Genomic DNA, 18,488 nt, shown 5'->3' on the forward strand with positions numbered 1-18,488 from the left:
TCCCATGGAATCGCTCGCTCCCGCTATCCGCCCAACGCTGCTGTCGCGCTGGAATGCACTCACGGTGCGCATCGAAGCACTCGTTGGGCATTCGTTCCTGGCGCTGGTTTCCCGACTCTCCATCGCCGCGATCTTCTTCCAGTCAGGCCGGACCAAGGTGGAGGGTTTCCTCACCATTACCGACGGCACGTACGAACTGTTCGCCACGGAATACAAGCTCCCCCTGGTTCCACCGGAGATCGCCGCGCACATGTCGGCGTATGTCGAAACCTTCGTGCCCATGTTGCTGGTGCTCGGCCTCGCGACACGGTTGTCTGCTTTCGTGCTGCTGGGCATGACGACGATCATCGAGATCTTCGTATACCCCGACGCGTGGCCCACGCACCTGTCGTGGGCGGCGATCCTGCTCTATCTGATCGCACGTGGCGGTGGTCGTGCGTCCGTGGACCACGTGATCGGCGTGCGCTGAATTTAGTTCGTCGTCTTGTGTAACCGATATCCATTCCTGCACGAATGAGTTCATGCCACTTCGGCAAAAAATCCCACCTCCCGGAGAACGACCATGCATACCGCCACCCATAGCATCGCCGCTGCCGCCGCCATCTTCGCTGTATCCGCCGCTGCCATCTCCGCACCGGCCCAGGCCGCCGAGCCGGCTGCCGGCAAGACCGTGCATTGCTACGGTATCAACAGCTGTAAAGGCACCTCGGACTGCAAGTCGGGCAACCACGCATGCAAGGGCCAGAATGACTGCAAGGGCCAGGGCTTCAAGGCCGTTTCGATGAAGGAATGCTCGGCCCAGGGTGGTAGCACCACCCCGCCGGCCCAGTAAGTCATCTCGCCCGGTCACCACGGTGACCGGGCTTCTTCCGGAGAACGCCATGCCTGTTCAGTCGCCGCCAGCATTCCACGGTTTCGGCCTGGGTCTGCGTATTCCGCACTACGCCGACTTCATCGCGACGCAGCAGCCGGTCGACTTCGTCGAAGTGATCTCCGAGAACTTCATGGTCGATGGTGGTCGCCCGCTCGATATCATCGACCGTGTGCGCGAGCGCTACCGCGTCGCGCTGCACGGTGTATCGATGAACCTCGGGTCGGCGAACGAGGTCGATGCCGACTATCTGCGCCGTCTGCGCAAGTTGGCATCGCGGGTCGATCCTCTGTGGATCTCCGATCATGTCAGCTGGACGGGCATCGACGGCTTCAGTTCCCACGATCTGCTTCCGCTGCCCTATACGGACGAAGCACTCGACGCGCTGGCGACCAACATAGCGATCGCACAGGATGTTCTCGGGAGGGCACTGGTACTCGAGAATCCTTCCACCTATCTCGCCTTCGCGCACACGACGATGACCGAAGCAGCGTTCCTGACGGCGCTCTGCGAGCGCACGGGTTGCTACCTCCTGCTCGACGTCAACAACATTTATGTCAGTGCGACCAATCACGGGCTCGATCCCGACGACTGGCTGCACGGACTGCCACTGGATCGCGTGCGGCAGGTTCACCTGGCCGGGCACAGCCAGGGCCGGGATATGCTGATCGACACCCACGATGCGCCGGTGCCCGATCCCGTCTGGCAGCTTTACGCGCGCTTCGCTTCGCGGCTCGGCCACGTCGCCACCATGATCGAGCGCGATGATCACATCCCGCCATTGGGCGAACTTCTCGTCGAGTTGCAGCACGCCCGTGAAATCGCTTCGTCCGCTACGCGCCGCGCCGCATGAAGTTGGGCGACCTACAGCGTCGCTTTATCGCCTCGGTGTCCGGCGCCTCGCCGGCAGACGGCTTCGACGAACGCGGCATGCGTGTCTACGCGAACAACTACCGTGGCCAGCTGGTCGCTGCTCTTGGCGATACGTACGCAAAGACCCGGCTCTGGTTGGGCGATGACGCCTTCGACGCCGAAGCCGCTCGCTATGTCGATGCCAATGCGCCGGGTTCCTGGACACTCGACACCTACGGTCGCGCCTTCGCGGACATGCTAGAGGCTCGCTATCCGGAGGATCCCGATGTCCACGAACTGGCATGGATGGACGGCGCCCTTCGCGACGCCTTCAGTGGTGCCGATGCCGTAGCGATCAACGTCGACGCACTGGTCGCCGAGGATTGGGAGCACGTAGAGTTCGTCTTCGTGCCTACCCTGCGATTTCGCCGCTCACGCAGTAACGCGCCGGCTATCTGGAAGGCGCTCTCCGAGGAGGTCATGCCTCCCGCCGCCGAGCGAACGGACGCCGGTGGCGGCGTTCGCGTCTGGCGCAAGGGACTTTTCCCGCAGTTCGCCAGCATGGACGCGAACGAGTGCGCTTGCCTGGACCTCGCGCTGGCTGGCGCGACGTTCGGCGAAATCTGCGCGCTGCTAGGCCGGCTTCGCGGGCCCGGGCTGATCGCCTCCGAGGCGGGCAGGCTGCTTCGCGGCTGGGTGGGCGACGGTCTTGTCAGGCATCTGCGCAAAAGCTGATTGACCCGGCCGGCCCACGCGCCGACAATCCGCACACTTTCAGCCCCATGAGACACCGATGGACGACGACCCCAGGCATCCGTTTCGACGCCGCTAGTGGGCCTCCGTTCGTGTTTCGCGGCCGGTAGCCATGCTGGCCACCGGCAGGTCACCCCGTTGACCTGCTTTCCGATATCCCAGTCGCCTTGACCGACGGGGAGGTAAGCACCATGCGCCACTTCTTCCTTTTCACTTTCATCCTGATTCTCTCCCTGTTCGCCTCGCCCTCGATGGCGTCGGGAGGCAGCTATCTGGTCGACGATGCGTCGACCGCCACGCCCGGCCGCTGCCAGCTGGAGAGTTGGTTTCAGGCTTTCCGTGGCGGCACGCACACGGCCTGGACCGTGCCGGCCTGCGGCGTCGGTCCGGTGGAGTTCGGCCTCGGGCTCGGCGCCCAGTCGCACCCCGGAAACAACATGCAGAACCCGTCGATCAAATGGCAGCTGCGAAACGGTGACGACGCCGGCATCGGCCTTGCGCTCGCCACGGATACCACGTTGCAGAACGGTCACCGGATGGGCTCCAACGTCTACGCGGCGAGCAACTTTGGTCTGGACGATGAGCGCCGCCTGATGGCGAACGTCAACCTCGGCATGACCCGCGTGGAGCAGGGGGCTTGGCACCGCCTGGCCGGCGTGGGCTTCGAGTTCGCCGTCACCAAGGAGGTGGCCTTGCTTGCCGAACGCCTGTGGGCGGCGCGTCTGTCCCAGGCCACACAGGCAGGCGTGCGCTTCTACTTTGGCAAGGAGGACGGCGACAGCGTCGACCTCGTCATGGGACGTGAGCGTGAGCGCGCCGCGCCGACTTCGCACTGGGCGACGATCGGTCTGAATCTCGCCTTCTGAACGCACGGGGTAGACTGCGCCGATGAATGACGAAGCGCACCTTACCCACGGCCTCGCAGGCGACGAACTGCCGCCGGACTGGCCGCCGCTGACACTGGCCGAGGTGGGCGTTGTACTGCGTGCATTCCCTGCCCACGGTGATGTCCAGGCATTGCGCTGGCGTAGCCCGCGGCCGCTATCGGCCGCGGGCATCGTGCGCACGTCCGCGGGTGAGGTCTTCGTAAAGCGGCATCACAGTAGCGTTCGCACGGTGGCCACGCTCACCGAGGAACATCGGTTCGCGACGCACCTGCGCCAACGCGGCGTGCCGATACCGCGCGTGCTCGAGAACGAGAATGGCGAGACGGCCGTCGTGATCGGTGAGTGGATCTATGAGGTGCACGAGACGGCGCGCGGGACGGATGTTTACCGCGACGCCTTCTCGTGGTCGCCGATCGGCGAAGCGGCTCATGCACGGGCTGCGGGTGCGATGCTCGCGCGGCTGCATCTGGCCGCGAAGAATTACGAGGCACCGCAGCGGTCCACGCACATCCTGGTTGCCCGCGCGGACATCCTGTCGTCGGAAGCCCCACTGGATGCCATCGCAGCGCTGCTTCCGTCGCGCGCCTTCCTGGACGTCTATTTGCGGGAGCGTGACTGGCGCGCGGAAATCGGCGAGGCGATCGAGCCCTGGCATGCGCATGCAGCGGCTGGGCTGTCCCGGCAACCGCGTCTGTGGACCCATGGCGACTGGCACGTGTCGAACCTTTGCTGGAGCGACGCGAGCGATAGCGCGCAGATCACCGATGTTCTCGACCTCGGCCTCTCCGCGGCGACGTTCGCGCTGTTCGATCTCGCCACCGCCATCGAACGGAATGCCATCGCATGGCTCGATATCGCCCGCGGCGATATCGGTCGCGATGACCTCGCCCTGGCGCTGATCGACGGATATCACGACGTATCCCCGCTGACCGGGAACGATCTGGTCCTGCTCGCCGACCTCCTGCCGATCGTTCATCTCGATTTCGCCCTGTCCGAGATCGAGTACTTCGAGGGCGTGACGCACCGCCGTGACCACGCCGACGTTGCGTACCACACCTTCCTGCGCGGCCACGCCGCCTGGTTTCACGGGCGGCACGGCCAGGCCCTGCTCGAGGCCATCCGTCACGCCGGGCGGCGATTCGTGGTTCAATAGGCGCTCTAGAAGCGGGGGTGCCTGGCGTTGCCAGGCTGAGAGAGTCCCTTGGAACCTGACCCGGTTAGTACCGGCGTAGGGAGCTTGCAGAGCCACGGACGTCCCCGGACGACGTGGCTCGCCGTCGCTTCGTCCGTGAACCTGAAGACGACGATGACTTTCTCCCGTACCCCGCTGGCCCTGGCCTTGTTCTCGATGCTTGGCGTGGCTCATGCCGCCGACGATGCCGTCCCGCAAAAGGCGCGCACCCTGGCCACCGTCGACGTCAACGCGACCACGTCCACCGGCTACCAGGCCGCTGACTCGCAGCTCGATACGTTCGGGAGCTTCGGCAACGCGCCGCTGCACGACACGCCGGCAGCGATCACCGTAATCACCCGCGCGCAGATCGACGACCGCCAGCCGCGGACGCTCAGCGAGCTGGTGCGCGGGGATTCCGCGATCAACGACAACTACGCACCGGCTGGCTACTACCAGGACGTCTCGATCCGCGGCTTTCCGCTGGACCTGGCGACGGGCTTCCGCTTCAACGGCATGATCGAATCGGCCGAGCAGCTTCCCGGTCTGGAAGGCAAGGAGCGGGTCGAGGTGCTGAAGGGTCTTGGCGGCCTGGAAGCCGGCGTCGTGGAGCCGGGTGGCCTCATCAACTATGTCAGCAAGCGCCCGGCGGACGTCCACACGGTGACACTCGGTACGGATTCGCACGGCTCCAACTACGAGGCTATCGATGTCGGTCGGTGGTTTACGCCGTCGTTCGGCCTGCGCGTGAATGCCGCCAACGAAAAGACGCACGCGGCCATCGAGCATACCGACGGACGACGCAGCTTCGTCTCCGTTGGCGCGGACTGGAAGATCACCGATGCGGCGACCTTGCAGTTGGACACCGACTACCAGACCAGTGGACAGCGCTCGGCCTCGGGCTACCAGCTGCTCGGGGGCACCCAGATCCCCCAACACCCGAGCCGCACGCAACTCCTCGGATACGAGCCGTGGCAGCGGCCCGTAGGCATCCATTCGAGCAATACCTCGCTGCGCTTCAACTATCGCTTCAGTGACAGCTGGAACGCGCAGGTATCGGCAGGCCATAGCCACACGGTGATCGACGATAACGTTGCATTCGCCTACGGCTGCTTCTATGCCGCCTCGTGCGCATCTGGCGCGACACCGGGTTATTTCTTTGCGCCCAACGGTGACTACGACGTTTACGATTTCCGCAGTCCGGACGACTCGCGACAGAACGACGAGCTGCGTGCGGTGGTTACCGGTACGTTCGCGACGGGTGCGGTCGATCATGAACTGAACGTCGGTGCCAGCGCGTTCCGCCGCACCGTCGACCAGCGCGCGTATGTTTACGACTACGTTGGCACCGCGAATATCGGTGACCGCGTACCGCCGTACTTCGATCCATCGCCTAACGAGCCGGGTCCCTCGGAGCGTCGCCTGACCAGCTGGCAGCGCACCCTGTTCGCAATCGATCGCGTGCACCTCGGCGACACCTGGCAGGTGCTCGCCGGCGCCCGCCTGGTCAAGCTCGATGAACGCGCGTATGACGATACGGGCGCGCTGGAGCGCGATACGCGGATGACCAAAACCCTGCCGCAGGCTGCCGTTTTGTGGCAGCCGACGGCGCCGTTGACCACGTACGTCAGCTACGGCGAGGGACTCTCGCTCGGACGCGAAGCGCCGTACTGGACCTCGAACGGTAGTACCACGCTGGCGCCGCTGCAGTCGCGCCAGGTGGAGGCCGGCGTGAAGTATGCGGTGAGCGATGCTCTCGATCTGCAGGCGGCGGTTTACCGCATTCGCCAGGCGTACCAGTTCGCCCGGCCGGACGACACGGCGGAGGGCTTCACTTTCGTCCAGCAGGGGCAGGAGGTGCATACCGGTATCGAGCTCAACCTAGCCGGGCGCGTCACCGACAACCTTCGTCTCACCGCCAGCGCCAACGTGATCCGTGCGCGTGCCGAGAACACGGGTACGCCGGCCTACGAAGACCATCAGGTCGTCAACGTGCCCCGCTGGCGCACGGCCGTGTATGCCGACTACACCCTGCCATTCGCCCCACAGCTTGCAGTTCTCGGTGGCTGGCGCTACGTCGGTACCAACGTCGCCACGCCGAACGGCGATACGCGAGTCCCGGCGTACCATGTCTTCGACGCCGGCCTGCGCCTGGTCTCGTCGATCGGTACGCATGCGATGACCTGGCGGCTCAACGTGGACAACGTGTTCAACCATTTCTACTGGCGCGACACGGGCACCTCGGGTGGCGACAGCTACCTGTTCCCCGGCATGCCGCGACTGGCCCGGCTGTCGATGACGTATGACTTTTGAGCTTTCATGGTTCGAAGTGTCCGCCGCGCTGGTCAGTGCGGCGGGCGTGTGGCTGACCGCGCGTCGTAGCCCTTGGTGCTGGCCGGTAGGGCTTGTCTCGGTGATCGCCTACGCGTGGATCTTCGTCGACGCGAAGCTGTACTCGGATACCGTGCTGCAGGTGATTTTTGCCTTCCTGATCCTCTACGGATGGCAGCGCTGGTCGCGAAATCTCGACGGGAGCGGGCATGTCCGCGTCGCCGCACTGGACGCCCGCAGCGCCATCCAGCAGATCGCGATCGGAGGTGCCGGTGCCCTCGCGCTTGGTTACGCCATGCACCGCTACACCGACGCATCCCTGCCATGGCTCGATGCCGCACTCACGGCATTCAGTCTTGTCGCCCAGTGGTGGCAGGCACGTCGCCATGCCGCCGCGTGGTGGCTGTGGATCGCTGTGGACGTCATCTATGTCGGCGAGTATGTCTACAAGTCGCTTCCGGTCACGGCAGTGCTATATGCAGGCTTCGTTGTGCTCGCTGCGTTCGGGTTGCGCGCCTGGCGCCGTGAGCCCGTCGCTCCTGTTACGGCCTGAGCTTGCTCACAATTTCGGAATGCGAATCCGGCTCACCATCAAGGCGCCGGAAACGGCGAACATCAGCGATAACGGGTGCAGGCCGAGCGAGGCAATGTGGGTGATGCCGAACCAGAGGTTTTCGTGCAGCGCACCCATCGACGCGGCGGCGCAGAGCACGGCGACGAGAAGGATCGACGTCGGGATGGGGGTGCCTTCAAAGTGAGTGACCTTGCCCTCGTCGTTCGAGTTGACCTCAGCCGTAACGTTGTAGCGCGCAAGGCGGGAAACGCCGCAGCAGACGAACATGATCAGGATCGCGCGGTCCAGTCCCCCCTGCATGCCGCAGCCATAACCGATGACGGCCGGCGCGACGCCGAACGAGACCACGTCGGCGAGGGAGTCGAGTTCACGGCCGAGCAACGACGCGCGCTGGCGCCACCGGGCGATCCGCCCGTCGAGCACGTCGAAGATGAGCGCGAGCAGTACCAGTCCGGAGGCCATGTACAAGTGCCAGACACCGCCTTCCTGAAGGTAGGTCATCGTCGAGAACAGCGCGCCCACGCCACTGGCGGCATTGCCGAGGGTGAACCAGTCGGCCAGCGCGAAGTCGCGAATCATGGAGAACGGTCGCGGTTTGGTGGTCATCGGCTCGTCCGGGCGGTAGGTGGGCGCCAGTTTACAAGGCCGGGGAGTCGGGAAGACGTGGACGGCCGATCGCGCTAGCCTCGTTAGACCCACCTCGTACGATGGCAGGCCCATGACCGCACGCGCCACCGAGCTCGCCGCGCAGCTCATCCGCAATTTCAACGACGCCCCCACTGAACGCCTCGTTCGCGAGCCACTCTACGATGTACCCGCATCAGTTCATCAACACCTCGGATGCGCCGCTCAAGTACCTGTCGATCAGCACGCGTGAGTCGCCGGAATTCGTCGAGTACCCGGACTCGGGAAAACACTCGGCCATCGTGAGGCACCGTGACGGTTCGCGTACCAGCTACGTCCAGCGGGCGGAGAATGGGCTGGACTACTGGGACGGCGAGCCCTAGAGCGCGCCTGCCGGTTGCACCAGCACATCGAGAAAGGCCTGGGCCAGGCGGCCCGGTGCATCGCCATGGCGTGCGCGGTAACCGACGACGATCTCCCAGCACGGCTCTTCGGCCTCGGCGATATCGGCGAACGATATCGGTTTGGCGTGACGGTCGTCGCGCCGGATCTTCGCAATCGATTCCGGCACCAGCGCAACGCCAAGGCCCTGTGCGGCGAGTTCGAGCAGCATACCCATGTCGTTGACCTCGAACTGCGTGCGCCTGCTCAGCCCCGCCTCGGCGAATGCACTGTCGATGAGCTGGCGCATGCCCCAGTCGGCGCGCAGGTCGACGTAACTCTCCTGGGCGAGATCGAGCAGGCTGACATCGTGAAGACCGGCGAGTCGGTGCTTCGGTGGGCAGACGGCCACGAGGCCCTCGCAGACCAACAGCTTCGTGACCACATCGGCGACCGGTGTCGTTGGCGGCTGGGTGAAGGCGATATCCAGATGACCGTCGCGTACCTCTTCGAGCAGGTTGGACGAGCCGTCGAACCGGAGCTCGATGTCGATCCCGCCAAAGGCCTCGCGGAACCGGCCGAGCGTCGTCGGCAGGTCGATGAAGGGCGCAAGGCTCTGGATCGCGCCGATGCGCAGCCGCCCACGTGCGAGGCCATGCACCTGCGTGACCGCCATGCGCGCCGTGCGCGCGGCATCGAGCACGCGGTGCGCTTCCTCGAGCAGGACGCCGCCGGCCACCGTGAGTGCCACGCTACGCGTCGTGCGGACGAAAAGCGGGCCACCGAGTTCGTCCTCCAGGCTGCGAATGGTCTGCGACAGGCCGGACTGGACCACGTTGAGCCGCTGGGCGGCCCGTGTGAAGTGACGTTCCTCCGCGACCGCGACGAAATATTCGAGCTGCTTCAGGTCCATGCGGATTGAGTCTCTCAGGTGCTTAATACGATCAGAATTTTCCATTTTACAGATGAATGGACGGGAGGCTAACGTGGGTCGGTTCACTCCTCCACAAGGAATCCCCATGGAATATCGACTGCTCGGCCGTTCTGGCCTCAAAGTCTCCACCCTCACGATGGGCACGATGACCTTCGGTGGCCAGGGCAAGTTCGCCTCGGTTGGCAGCTCAGGCGTCGAGGAAGCGCGTCGCCTGATCGACATGTGCATCGATGCCGGCGTGAATCTCATCGACACGGCGAACGTTTATTCGGACGGTCGGTCCGAGGAAATCATCGGTGAGGTCCTCGGCGGCAAGCGGCCGAAGGACGTCCTGATCGCGACCAAGGCGCGCTTTTCGATGGGCGAAGGCCCGAACAACGGCGGCCTGTCGCGTTACCACCTGATCCGCGAGTGCGAAGCCAGCCTGAAGCGCCTGCGTACCGACGTGATCGACCTTTACCAGGTCCACCAGTGGGATGGCCTGACGCCCGTCGAGGAAACCCTCGAGGCCCTCGATACGCTGGTCCGTGATGGCAAGGTGCGTTATCTCGGCTGTTCCAACTATTCCGCGTGGCACCTGATGAAGGCGCTGGGCATCAGCGAGCGCGAGCACCGCCAGCGCTTCGTCAGCCAGCAGATTCACTACACGCTGGAAGCGCGCGAGGCCGAATACGAGTTGCTGCCGATCTCCATCGACCAGGGCCTGGGTGTGCTCGTATGGAGCCCACTCGCCGGCGGGCTGCTTTCGGGCAAGCATCGCCGCGATGGCAAGGCGCCGGAAGGCTCCCGTCAGCTTGCCGGCTGGACCGAGCCGCCGATCCGCGACGAAGCGCGCTTGTGGCGCATCGTCGACGTACTGGTCGAGATCGCCCAGGCGCGCGGTGTGTCGGGTGCGCAGGTCGCGCTGGCGTGGTTGCTCGAGCGTCCCGCCGTCACGTCACTGGTCATCGGCGGTCGCACCGAGGCGCAGTTCAAGGATAACCTCGCCGCCGTCGAGCTGAAGCTCTCGGCTGACGAGCGCCAGCGCCTCGATGACGTCAGCGCTCCGCCGGTGCTTTATCCGTACTGGCATCAGTTGATGACCGCGTCGGATCGCCTCGGTCCGGCCGACATGCCGTTGCTGGCGCCGCACCTGAAGGGTTGAAGCTTGTGGGAGCGACCCAGGTCGCTCCCACTTCCCGCAGACTGCCGCTCAGCTCTCCGGAGGCAGCAGCGGCACGCAATCGGCGGCCGTGCATTCGATATGCAGCTTCTGCGGACGCCCCTGGCACTGGGTGAAGAACAGCGCGTGCTGCCCATCGACCTCGACCACGCGGATCATGCGATCACACTGCTGGATCGCGGCGACATTCTGGGCCGCGTTGAACATCGAGGTGCCGATGCGCGGATCGAGGCTGGCGGGGCCGCCCGGCTGGAACGCGGTCGCAATCTGCTGCTCGTGCGGCTGTGCGTTGGTATCGGACGAGACATCGGACGCGACTTTCGTGTCCACTGCTCCTGCAGGCGCGACAGGTGCACCAGGCAGGCCTGCCGCCGAGGCTACGCCACCCACGTCCGTGCCCATCAAACGCAACTGGCTGGCATAGCGATGCGCGGCACCGTTCGAGTAATCGATGACAACGCCGATGATGCCGCCGAAAACGATGTTGCCCCAGATCATGCCGCGCGTGGATGCCGGAAACGATTGCTGCGCGATGGTCGCGCCATCCTTGCGGCAATTCACGTCGAGCGGCTGGCCGGAGCGGTGCACCGTCGCGACGCCGGGCGTCGTTACATTCACCGAGCCTCGGTCGTTGGTCAGTCGGCACGTAGCGCCGGTGATGACCTGGCCGGACGCGGTTTGTGGCTGGACGTCGACTTTCTGGTGCGTGCCTCCGGTGATCGACGCGCAAGCCGTGACGCTGGCAATACAGGCGACGACGAGACCGTTCTTCCATAACGTTCGCATGATGCTTTCCTTTGGATGGCAGTCGCACGCCGCCATACCGACACCGATACAGAGTCCGGTCGGGCGCAGGCAACCTGGAAGCGAGCTGTGGCGGTCCGCGTGTCCCCCGACACGAACGGCTCCGGCGGGAACCAGCCCCCTGACGGCTCCGCGGGGAGAGTTTGAGATATTTCGTAGTGGTGCGCCAGAGGTGGCGCGCGCGTCACCGAATTTGCGTATTTTTGAGAATCCTTCCATAGGCGACGCGGCCACGCTCGCGCATCATGCACGGGTCGCTGCAGGTCAACGGCTTCCCCATGGAGGCCTGCGCGACAACGGCCGGGGCGTGGGACGCGTCCCGGCCGTTCTTTCCTCAGGGCTTTGCGGTTGAGCCCCAGTCTTCGGGTGTAAACGACAGATGCAGCACCGTTCGCGTGCCGTCTTCCAGCGGCGGGTGGTAATCGAGCGTGGTGCAACCGCCAGCCAGCTGGCGCTTTGTCGCCAGGGACATGGCCTTGGCCATCTGTGCGCCGTAGGCCGGGGTGCCGGCTCGGGTGAGCTTCAGCGCCATGCGGAAGCCGTCCGCGCTGACACCGTCGGGCAGATCGCCGGGCAAGGCTTCCCCGGGCTGTAGTGCGACGACATCCATGTTGCGACCGCAGGTTCCCGAACTCACGATCTCGACGCCACTGAGCAAGCCGCTGATGAAGGGATCGGCGTTCTCGGCCAGCGAGTCGACGGCATCAACTGTCGTGGTCAGCCGAATCTTTACGTAGTAGAGCTTGCGGTAAAAAAGATAGGTGCGCGAAGTGAGCATGTCTTGCTGTGCATCGAACACGATAGGCAGGAAACGTCCCTCGAGCTTTTTCCCGCCGACCAGCGATGCCGAATAAGCAGATTCGTCGCCCCACCACACGTTCCGATAGATCTCCTGGCGTTCGGCGTAAGCCACCGATTCGCGGAAATCTTCCGTCGCCTGGCGCAGCATTTTTGCGCTGTCACCTTGTCCCGCGGGGTAGATGAAAACGTCGGCGATGATCCACTCGGCGTGGTCGACGCGATAGCGCAGCGAGACACCGGCCGCGATATCGCCTTCGTCCGCGTAGTTCTTCACGCCGGTGAGAGTGGCATCGGGTAGCCGCTTGGGCGCGATGATCCAGGTGTCATCGACGACGCCCCGATGGCTTCCGGCATCGGGAAGCGCGAACGGCGGTGCTGCCGGAGCTTCCTGCGCATGCGCACCCACGCCTGCCATCAGGCCGAACAGAACGGGAATCACCTTCCACCGCGACATCGTCAACACAGCCCCTGGAAAATCGAACGCGAACCCCGTGCGAGCACTATAGCCATCCGTTCGCCTCAACGGGAGCGTCGGGATACATGGAGTCGACGACGCAGAAAAGCCAGGGTCAGCGTTTCCAATTTCCGGGGAAATCCGATACCGCTTACGGGGATTCGCCGGTGCAACTCGCCGTCGATCCACCCGGCGAACACCTCGGGGTGGATATAGGACGCCCGACACACGGCCGGTGTATTTCCGAGCACGCCGGCGACCTCCTTTACGGCGGCGGCCAGCGTCGCCTTCATTGCCCGCTCGCCACCCTCGTCCGGGACGACCGTGGCCGCCAGTACGGCTACCGCATTGATCGTTCCGCCCCAGGTGCGAAAGTCCTTCGCGGTGAACTCACCGCCGGTCACCTCGCGCAGGTAGTCGTTCACCATGCCGGAATCGACAGGCAGCCGCTGCCCGTCGTCGTCGAGATACTGAAACAACCGTTGACCGGGAAGCTCCTGGACCTTGCGCACGGCCCTTACGAGCCGGCGATCGTCGAGCGTCACATCACGCCACTGGCCACTCTTGCCACGGAAATGGAACTCGATCCGCCCGTGGCGGGCGGCGACATGGCGTGAACGCAGCGTTGTCAGTCCGAAGGAATTGTTCTCCTTCGCGTAGGCGTCGTTACCGACACGGATCATCGTTTCCTCGAGCAGGCTCACCACCAGCGCCAGTACCTTGTTTCGCGGCAGGCCGGGCAGGGCGAGATCCTTGCGCAGTCGCCGGCGCAGCCGGGGTAGCGCCTCGCCAAATTCCACGACGCGCTCGAACTTGTCGCGATCGCGCACGCTGCGCCATTTCGCGTGATAGCGGTATTGCTTGCGCAGCCGCGCATCGCGGCCCGTCGCCTGAAGATGGCCACGCTCGTTGGTACAGATCCAGACTTTCGTGTAGGCCGGCGGAATGGCAAGCGCACGGATGCGCGTCAGCACATCCTCATCGGTGACCCGGTGCCCATCGACATCGACATAGTGAAATGACTGGCCGCGCTTGCACCGCGTGATGCCAGCATCGGTATCGCACACGTAAACCAGGCCCGCCGCTTTTGCGTGGGCTCGTTCGGTATCTGGCACCACAAGGGCGACGTCGGGCGGCTTCCTGGACATGGCCGGCAGTGTGAGCCGGCCAGCGATCAAGGCATGGTGAACGTGGCGTCAGTCGACGCGGCAGTAAACGGCCTTGAGGTAGCGGTTTTCCGGGACGTTGCTGGCTACCGGGTGATCGGCGCCGGCACCATCCACGTGAAGCACCTGGATGCCGCGGCCGGCGTTGAGCGCGACCCGGCGGATCATTTCGAGGAAGTCATCCTCGCCGACCAGTCCCGTGCACGAGCAGGTCAGGAGGATGCCACCCGGGGCGATCACGTCCAGCGCCGTGCGGTTCATGGCGAAGTATTTCTTCAGCGCGTTGACCACCTGGTTGCGGTCGCGGGTGAGCTTCGGCGGGTCCAGGACTACGGCGTCCCAGGTGTCGCCACGGGCGATGGCCGCGCGCAGCCACTCGAACACGTCGCCCTGCTCGAACGTCGCCTCGACACCGTTCAGCCGGGCGTTTTCGCGGGCGACCTCGAGGATGGCCGCGTCAGCGTCGACGCCGGTGGCCTCGGTTGCGCCGGCCTTCATCGCATGTACGGCGAAGCCGCCGGCATTGCAGCAGAGGTCGAGCACGCGGCGACCGCGCGCGAGCTGGGCAAAACGGCGACGGTTGTCGCGCTGGTCGGCGAAGAACCCGGTCTTGTGGCCCAGGCCCGGCGCGGCGTGGAAGGCCAGGCCATGCTCGTGGACGTCGACCGCCGCTGGCGCTTCATTGGAGCGAACGTCGAAGGACTCCTGGCGCTGCACGTGGTCTTCGGCGAACCAGTAGAGCGACGCACCGGGGAAGTGGCGCTGCAGTTCGGCGTGGATCGCCTCACGAAACCGCCACATGCCAGCAGCGAAGTACTCCACCACGAGGTGATTGGCGTAGCGATCGACGACCAGGCCGGAAAGCCCGTCGCCTTCGCTATGCACGACGCGCCAGGCATCGCTGACTTCGTCCAGGCGTAGCAACTCACGGCGCAGTTCGACCGCGGCGGCGATACGCGAAGCGATCCAGCCATCGTCGATGGCCTGTTCGGGGTCGGTCGTCAGCAGGCGCAGTGCGACGCGTGCATGGCCGTTCCAGAATCCACGCCCGACGAAGCGGCCCTTGGCGTCGAGCACATCGACGACGCTCCCGGGAGGCAGGCGTTCTTCGGGCTTGACGATCTGGGCCGACCAGACCCACGGGTGGCCGGGGACGCGGTCGGTTTTCAGGCGGATGCTGGGCAGGACAGGGCTATTCATCAGGGAATGATACCGGGGCTCAGCGACCGAAGCGCAGGATCAGCCAGGAAACCAGGGCCAGCAGGTTGATGCCCAGATGCGCTGGCGAAGGTCCGCCCAGGGCGAGCAGCCAGCCGTGGGTCGCGATGGACCAGTCGAAACCCAGCCGGGGAGCGTGCTGCAGGGTAATGAAAAGATTGGCGAAGGCACCGCTCGAAAGTGCGTAGCTGAACACGGGAGTCGCCACCAGGGGCGCCTGAAGGAACTGCGCCCAGACTGACATCTGCGTACCGCGGCCGTCGTTGCTGGCCAGGAGGACGCCAGCGACAAGGATGAAGGCGAACAGCAAGACACCAAGCACGGCGACGATGGCATCCACGCCACTGAAGCGACCGCCGAGGAGGCGATCGAACTGGTGCACCAGACCGAACAGGCCGCCGGCGATTTCAAAGACGGCGATGACGCGGGTGAAAAACGAATGCATGGGTTCTCCGTGGTCTAAAGGTCGTCGGCGATCTCATGGAGATCGGCGATGTGCTGTTCCCACCAGCGCGCTTCGGCGGCGAACGGGAAGGCGGCAGGGAAGGCGGGATCGTGCCAGCGCTCGGCGATCCATCCGGCGTAATGCACCTGGCGCATCGCGCGCAGCACAGGGATGAGCGCAAGCTCGGTCGGATCGAAATCGCGGAACTGACCATAGCCTTCGAGCAAGGCCGTCATCATGGCCTCGTCGCCGGCGAGCATCCACAGGTCCTGCACCGCCGGCCCGGTCCGCGCGTCGTCGAGATCGACAAAGTGTGGACCGGCATCGGTCCACAAGACGTTGCCGGGGTGGCAGTCACCGTGCAGGCGAATGCGATGTACCGGACCCACGGCATCGATGCGGTTGGCGACGGCGATGTCCACGCGCCCCGCTGCATGGCGATACGCATCGAACAGGTGCGCAGGGAGCAGGGCGGAGCCAAGCGTGGCGCGCATCGGCGCCTCGATCATCGTCGCGCGGTCCAGCGAGCCGCGCGCCTGGAACCGGCTACGCGCGCCGACCGCATGCATGCGTGCCAGTAGGCGTCCGAGCCATTCCAACTGGTCGACCGACTCCAGCGACGGCGCACGACCTCCGCGCCGCGGGTAGAGCGCATAGCGGTAGCCGGCATGACGCAGCATCGTCTGCCCGTCGAAGGCCAGTGGCGCAACCATGGGCAGTTCGGCGGCGGCCAGCTCGAGGGCGAAGGCATGTTCTTCCTCGATCGCCGCATCCGTCCACCGGTCAGGCCGGTAGAACTTGGCCACGACGAAACCACCCTCTTCGAGACCGACCTGGAAGACCCGGTTCTCGTAACTGTTGAGCGTCAGCAGGCGGCCGTCGCTCCACGAGCCAGCGGCATCGACCGCCGCGAGCACCACGTCCGGTGACAGCGCCGCATACGGCGCGCCTTCACTCACGAGCGAAGGTTTCCCGGGGCGCCGCCCGGTGAAGGAATGACGGCCATGGTGAGGCGGGACAGGCAGACCAGCTTCCCGCCTTCATCCTCGATGCGGATTTCCCAGACCTGGGTGGTGCGGCCCAGATGGATGGCCTTCGCCGTGCCTGTGACCAGGCCGCCACGCACGCCACGGATGTGGTTCGCGTTGATATCCAGGCCCACGGCGATTTCCTTTTCCACGTCCAGCGTGAGCAGGGCGGCGGAGCTGCCCAGCGTCTCGGCCAGCACGACGGAAGCGCCGCCGTGAAGGAGGCCGAACGGCTGCTGGGTGCGGTGGTCGACGGGCATCGTGCCGCGGATCCAGTCGTCACCCGCTTCGGTGAAGCGGATGTCGAGCGTTTCCATCATCGTGCCGCGGCTCCAGCCGTTGATGCGGTCGAGGTCGATGGGTTGCTTCCAGATGGCCATGGGCAGGCGTCGTTCAATGGACAAGCCGTCATTGTCCTACAATGCGCGGGTGCCCACCGTAACCCTGACATCGTCCGGCAAGCGATTCGACGCCGCTGCGGACGAAACCGTGCTCGAAGCCGCCCAGCGCGCGGGAATCGCCCTCCCGTATTCGTGCCGTGGTGGCGCGTGCGGAAGCTGCAAGGCGACCCTCGTCCAGGGCGAATGCACGTATCCGCGCAACCCGCCAGCGGCGCTCTCGGGTCCCGCGCGCATGCGCCATGCGATCCTGCTCTGCCAGGCGGTGCCGCGCGGTGACATCGCCATCCAGGCGCGCGAGATCGCGTCCGTTGAAGACATTCCGCATCGTCGCGCCGAGACCGTCGTGATCGAGCGCCGCATGCTCGCGCCCGACGTGGTGGGCATCTGGCTGAAGCCGATCGGCGACGACCGGCTCAACTGGTTGCCGGGTCAGTACCTGGATGTGATTCTCGAGGATGGCAAGCACCGTCCGTTCTCGATCGCCAGTGGCCCGCGCGCCGACGGCGCGATCGAACTGCATGTGCGGCACGTGCCTGGCGGGGGCTTTACGTCATGGGTATACGAATCGCTGCAGGTGGGTGACCACCTGAATATCGAGGCCCCGCTGGGCACCTTCGTGCCGCGCGAGGATTCCGAGCGTCCGATGCTGTTCATGGCCGGCGGCACGGGCTTCGCACCGGTGAAGGCGATCGTCGAGCATTTCATCGCCCTGGGTACGCGCCGCCCCATGCATATCTACTGGGGCGCGCGGATCGCGGAGGATCTGTATCTGGCGGACCTGGCGCGGGGGTGGGCGGCAGACGTGCCGACGATCACCTTCACGCCGGTGCTGTCGGATCCGGAAGCTGCACGGGCCAGCGGGTTGCGCGAAGGCCTCATTCATGAGGCTTTGCTCGAGGACTTCCCTGACCTGGCGCCCTACGACCTCTATATGAGCGGGCCACCGGCCATGGTCGCGGCCGGTCGCCAGCTGTTCATCGACGCGAACCTGCCGGAAGACCGGCTGTACTTCGACTCGTTCGATGTCGCGCCCGATGTGCTGGATGCGATTTTGCGGGGTAGGGCTGGAATTCACGGGCTTTAGGCGCCGCCCCGCTTCACCGCTTTGGTGGCTTTTCGCCGCTGAAGCGGCTCCCACATTCCCTTGTTTATTTCTTGCCCTTGGCGAGGGGCAACTGGGCGGTTTGCCAGGCGTAGGTGCCGCCGTCGAGCACGAAGACCTTCTCGAAACCGGCCTTGATCAGGCGGTTGGCGGCCTTGCCGACGCCGCGGCCGTCCTTGTCGATCAACACGACCGGGAGGTCCTTGGCCTTGCTGAGGTCCTTCTGCGTCTCCGGGTCGAACTGGCTCATGGCCACGTTCTTCGCACCGGGAACATGCCCTTTCTCGAAGTCCGCACTCGCCGAAAGGTCGATGATCAGCGGGGTGTCGCGGTTGATCAGCTGGGTGAGGGCGGCCGGGGTGAGGGTCTTCCACTTACGGAAGAGGGTCATCACTTCGCCGCCCAGCAGGGCAAGCAGGATCGCTACGAACAGGGCGACCAGCGCCAGATGGTTGCTCGCGAATTCGGGCAACTTGTGCAGTACGTCGTTCATCGTGTTCTTGCGCGTCCCAGTGGGGATAAACGGCCG

21 protein-coding genes and 1 riboswitch are annotated in these 18,488 nt (G+C 65.0%); of the genes, 11 read left to right on the plus strand and 10 right to left on the minus strand.

Translation table 11 applies throughout. From position 1 onward, the window contains the following. Positions 1-4: 4 nt before the first annotated feature. The 8 genes from ACVWWJ_RS03135 (at position 5) to pnuC (ending at position 7,418) form a co-directional block, all read left to right on the plus strand. Positions 5-469: a DoxX family protein gene (locus ACVWWJ_RS03135; RefSeq protein ID WP_159892422.1), complete on the plus strand. Its 465-nt coding sequence runs from the start codon at positions 5-7 to the stop codon at positions 467-469. A gap of 93 nt (positions 470-562) precedes the next feature. Further along, positions 563-832, plus strand: a complete 270-nt coding sequence (gene bufA2 / locus ACVWWJ_RS03140; RefSeq protein ID WP_159892425.1) for a BufA2 family periplasmic bufferin-type metallophore — start codon at positions 563-565, stop codon at positions 830-832. 49 nt (positions 833-881) lie between these two features. Further along, entirely contained in the window at positions 882-1,724 is an 843-nt protein-coding gene (bufB, locus tag ACVWWJ_RS03145) for an MNIO family bufferin maturase (protein ID WP_456966740.1), read from the plus strand. After that, positions 1,721-2,458: an HvfC/BufC N-terminal domain-containing protein gene (locus ACVWWJ_RS03150; protein WP_159892429.1), complete on the plus strand. Its 738-nt coding sequence runs from the start codon at positions 1,721-1,723 to the stop codon at positions 2,456-2,458. The genes bufB and ACVWWJ_RS03150 overlap by 4 nt, the downstream gene beginning before the upstream one ends. Positions 2,459-2,667: 209 nt before the next feature. Beyond that, positions 2,668-3,342: a hypothetical protein gene (locus tag ACVWWJ_RS03155; protein ID WP_456966741.1), complete on the plus strand. Its 675-nt coding sequence runs from the start codon at positions 2,668-2,670 to the stop codon at positions 3,340-3,342. A 22-nt stretch (positions 3,343-3,364) separates the two neighbouring features. Continuing rightward, positions 3,365-4,516 carry a phosphotransferase enzyme family protein gene (locus ACVWWJ_RS03160; RefSeq protein WP_456966742.1) on the plus strand — a complete coding sequence of 384 codons (1,152 nt, stop codon included), beginning with the start codon at positions 3,365-3,367 and terminating at the stop codon, positions 4,514-4,516. Between the two features lie 3 nt (positions 4,517-4,519). Next, positions 4,520-4,615, plus strand: a riboswitch (TPP riboswitch). Between the two features lie 54 nt (positions 4,616-4,669). After that, positions 4,670-6,847 carry a TonB-dependent siderophore receptor gene (locus ACVWWJ_RS03165; protein ID WP_456966743.1) on the plus strand — a complete coding sequence of 726 codons (2,178 nt, stop codon included), beginning with the start codon at positions 4,670-4,672 and terminating at the stop codon, positions 6,845-6,847. Further along, a complete protein-coding gene (gene pnuC, locus ACVWWJ_RS03170; protein ID WP_456966744.1) occupies positions 6,837-7,418 on the plus strand; it encodes a nicotinamide riboside transporter PnuC in 582 nt (193 codons plus the stop codon). Before ACVWWJ_RS03165 ends, pnuC begins: the two co-directional genes overlap by 11 nt. A gap of 6 nt (positions 7,419-7,424) precedes the next feature. Here pnuC and ACVWWJ_RS03175 read toward each other — a convergent pair whose 3' ends face one another. Continuing rightward, positions 7,425-8,045 carry a CDP-alcohol phosphatidyltransferase family protein gene (locus ACVWWJ_RS03175; RefSeq protein WP_159892439.1) on the minus strand — a complete coding sequence of 207 codons (621 nt, stop codon included), beginning with the start codon at positions 8,043-8,045 and terminating at the stop codon, positions 7,425-7,427. Positions 8,046-8,248: 203 nt separating this feature from the next. Here ACVWWJ_RS03175 and ACVWWJ_RS03180 point away from each other — a divergent pair, with 203 nt between their 5' ends. Beyond that, positions 8,249-8,446 (plus strand): hypothetical protein, encoded by a 198-nt coding sequence (locus ACVWWJ_RS03180; RefSeq protein ID WP_456966745.1) that lies wholly within the window; start codon positions 8,249-8,251, stop codon positions 8,444-8,446. Here the strand turns inward: ACVWWJ_RS03180 and ACVWWJ_RS03185 are convergent. Beyond that, on the minus strand, positions 8,443-9,357 hold the full coding sequence (locus ACVWWJ_RS03185; RefSeq protein ID WP_456966746.1) for a LysR family transcriptional regulator: 915 nt from the start codon (positions 9,355-9,357) through the stop codon (positions 8,443-8,445). The genes ACVWWJ_RS03180 and ACVWWJ_RS03185 overlap by 4 nt on opposite strands. Before the next feature lie 106 nt (positions 9,358-9,463). Here ACVWWJ_RS03185 and ACVWWJ_RS03190 point away from each other — a divergent pair, with 106 nt between their 5' ends. Continuing rightward, positions 9,464-10,522, plus strand: a complete 1,059-nt coding sequence (locus ACVWWJ_RS03190) for an aldo/keto reductase (RefSeq protein WP_456966747.1) — start codon at positions 9,464-9,466, stop codon at positions 10,520-10,522. Positions 10,523-10,570: 48 nt separating this feature from the next. Here ACVWWJ_RS03190 and ACVWWJ_RS03195 read toward each other — a convergent pair whose 3' ends face one another. The 7 genes from ACVWWJ_RS03195 to ACVWWJ_RS03225 form a co-directional block, all read right to left on the minus strand. Then, positions 10,571-11,326 carry a hypothetical protein gene (locus ACVWWJ_RS03195; RefSeq protein ID WP_159892447.1) on the minus strand — a complete coding sequence of 252 codons (756 nt, stop codon included), beginning with the start codon at positions 11,324-11,326 and terminating at the stop codon, positions 10,571-10,573. Positions 11,327-11,678: 352 nt separating this feature from the next. After that, positions 11,679-12,599 carry a hypothetical protein gene (locus tag ACVWWJ_RS03200; RefSeq protein WP_456966748.1) on the minus strand — a complete coding sequence of 307 codons (921 nt, stop codon included), beginning with the start codon at positions 12,597-12,599 and terminating at the stop codon, positions 11,679-11,681. 65 nt (positions 12,600-12,664) lie between these two features. Continuing rightward, on the minus strand, positions 12,665-13,747 hold the full coding sequence (locus tag ACVWWJ_RS03205) for a DNA topoisomerase IB (protein ID WP_456966749.1): 1,083 nt from the start codon (positions 13,745-13,747) through the stop codon (positions 12,665-12,667). A 48-nt stretch (positions 13,748-13,795) separates the two neighbouring features. Continuing rightward, a complete protein-coding gene (locus tag ACVWWJ_RS03210; protein ID WP_159892453.1) occupies positions 13,796-14,965 on the minus strand; it encodes a class I SAM-dependent rRNA methyltransferase in 1,170 nt (389 codons plus the stop codon). A gap of 19 nt (positions 14,966-14,984) precedes the next feature. After that, positions 14,985-15,428 carry a hypothetical protein gene (locus ACVWWJ_RS03215; RefSeq protein WP_159892455.1) on the minus strand — a complete coding sequence of 148 codons (444 nt, stop codon included), beginning with the start codon at positions 15,426-15,428 and terminating at the stop codon, positions 14,985-14,987. 14 nt (positions 15,429-15,442) lie between these two features. Further along, complete coding sequence (locus ACVWWJ_RS03220) at positions 15,443-16,387, minus strand: serine/threonine protein kinase (RefSeq protein ID WP_456966750.1); 945 nt, start codon at positions 16,385-16,387, stop codon at positions 15,443-15,445. After that, a complete protein-coding gene (locus tag ACVWWJ_RS03225) occupies positions 16,384-16,836 on the minus strand; it encodes a hotdog fold thioesterase (RefSeq protein WP_456966751.1) in 453 nt (150 codons plus the stop codon). The genes ACVWWJ_RS03220 and ACVWWJ_RS03225 overlap by 4 nt, the downstream gene beginning before the upstream one ends. A 16-nt stretch (positions 16,837-16,852) precedes the next feature. On the opposite strand from ACVWWJ_RS03225, the gene ACVWWJ_RS03230 reads away from it, so the two are divergent. Continuing rightward, complete coding sequence (locus ACVWWJ_RS03230) at positions 16,853-17,941, plus strand: 2Fe-2S iron-sulfur cluster-binding protein (protein WP_456966752.1); 1,089 nt, start codon at positions 16,853-16,855, stop codon at positions 17,939-17,941. Between the two features lie 64 nt (positions 17,942-18,005). Here ACVWWJ_RS03230 and ACVWWJ_RS03235 read toward each other — a convergent pair whose 3' ends face one another. Continuing rightward, positions 18,006-18,452 (minus strand): rhodanese-like domain-containing protein, encoded by a 447-nt coding sequence (locus ACVWWJ_RS03235; protein ID WP_159892461.1) that lies wholly within the window; start codon positions 18,450-18,452, stop codon positions 18,006-18,008. Positions 18,453-18,488: the final 36 nt, after the last annotated feature.

This window comes from Luteibacter sp. HA06 (assembly GCF_054061215.1).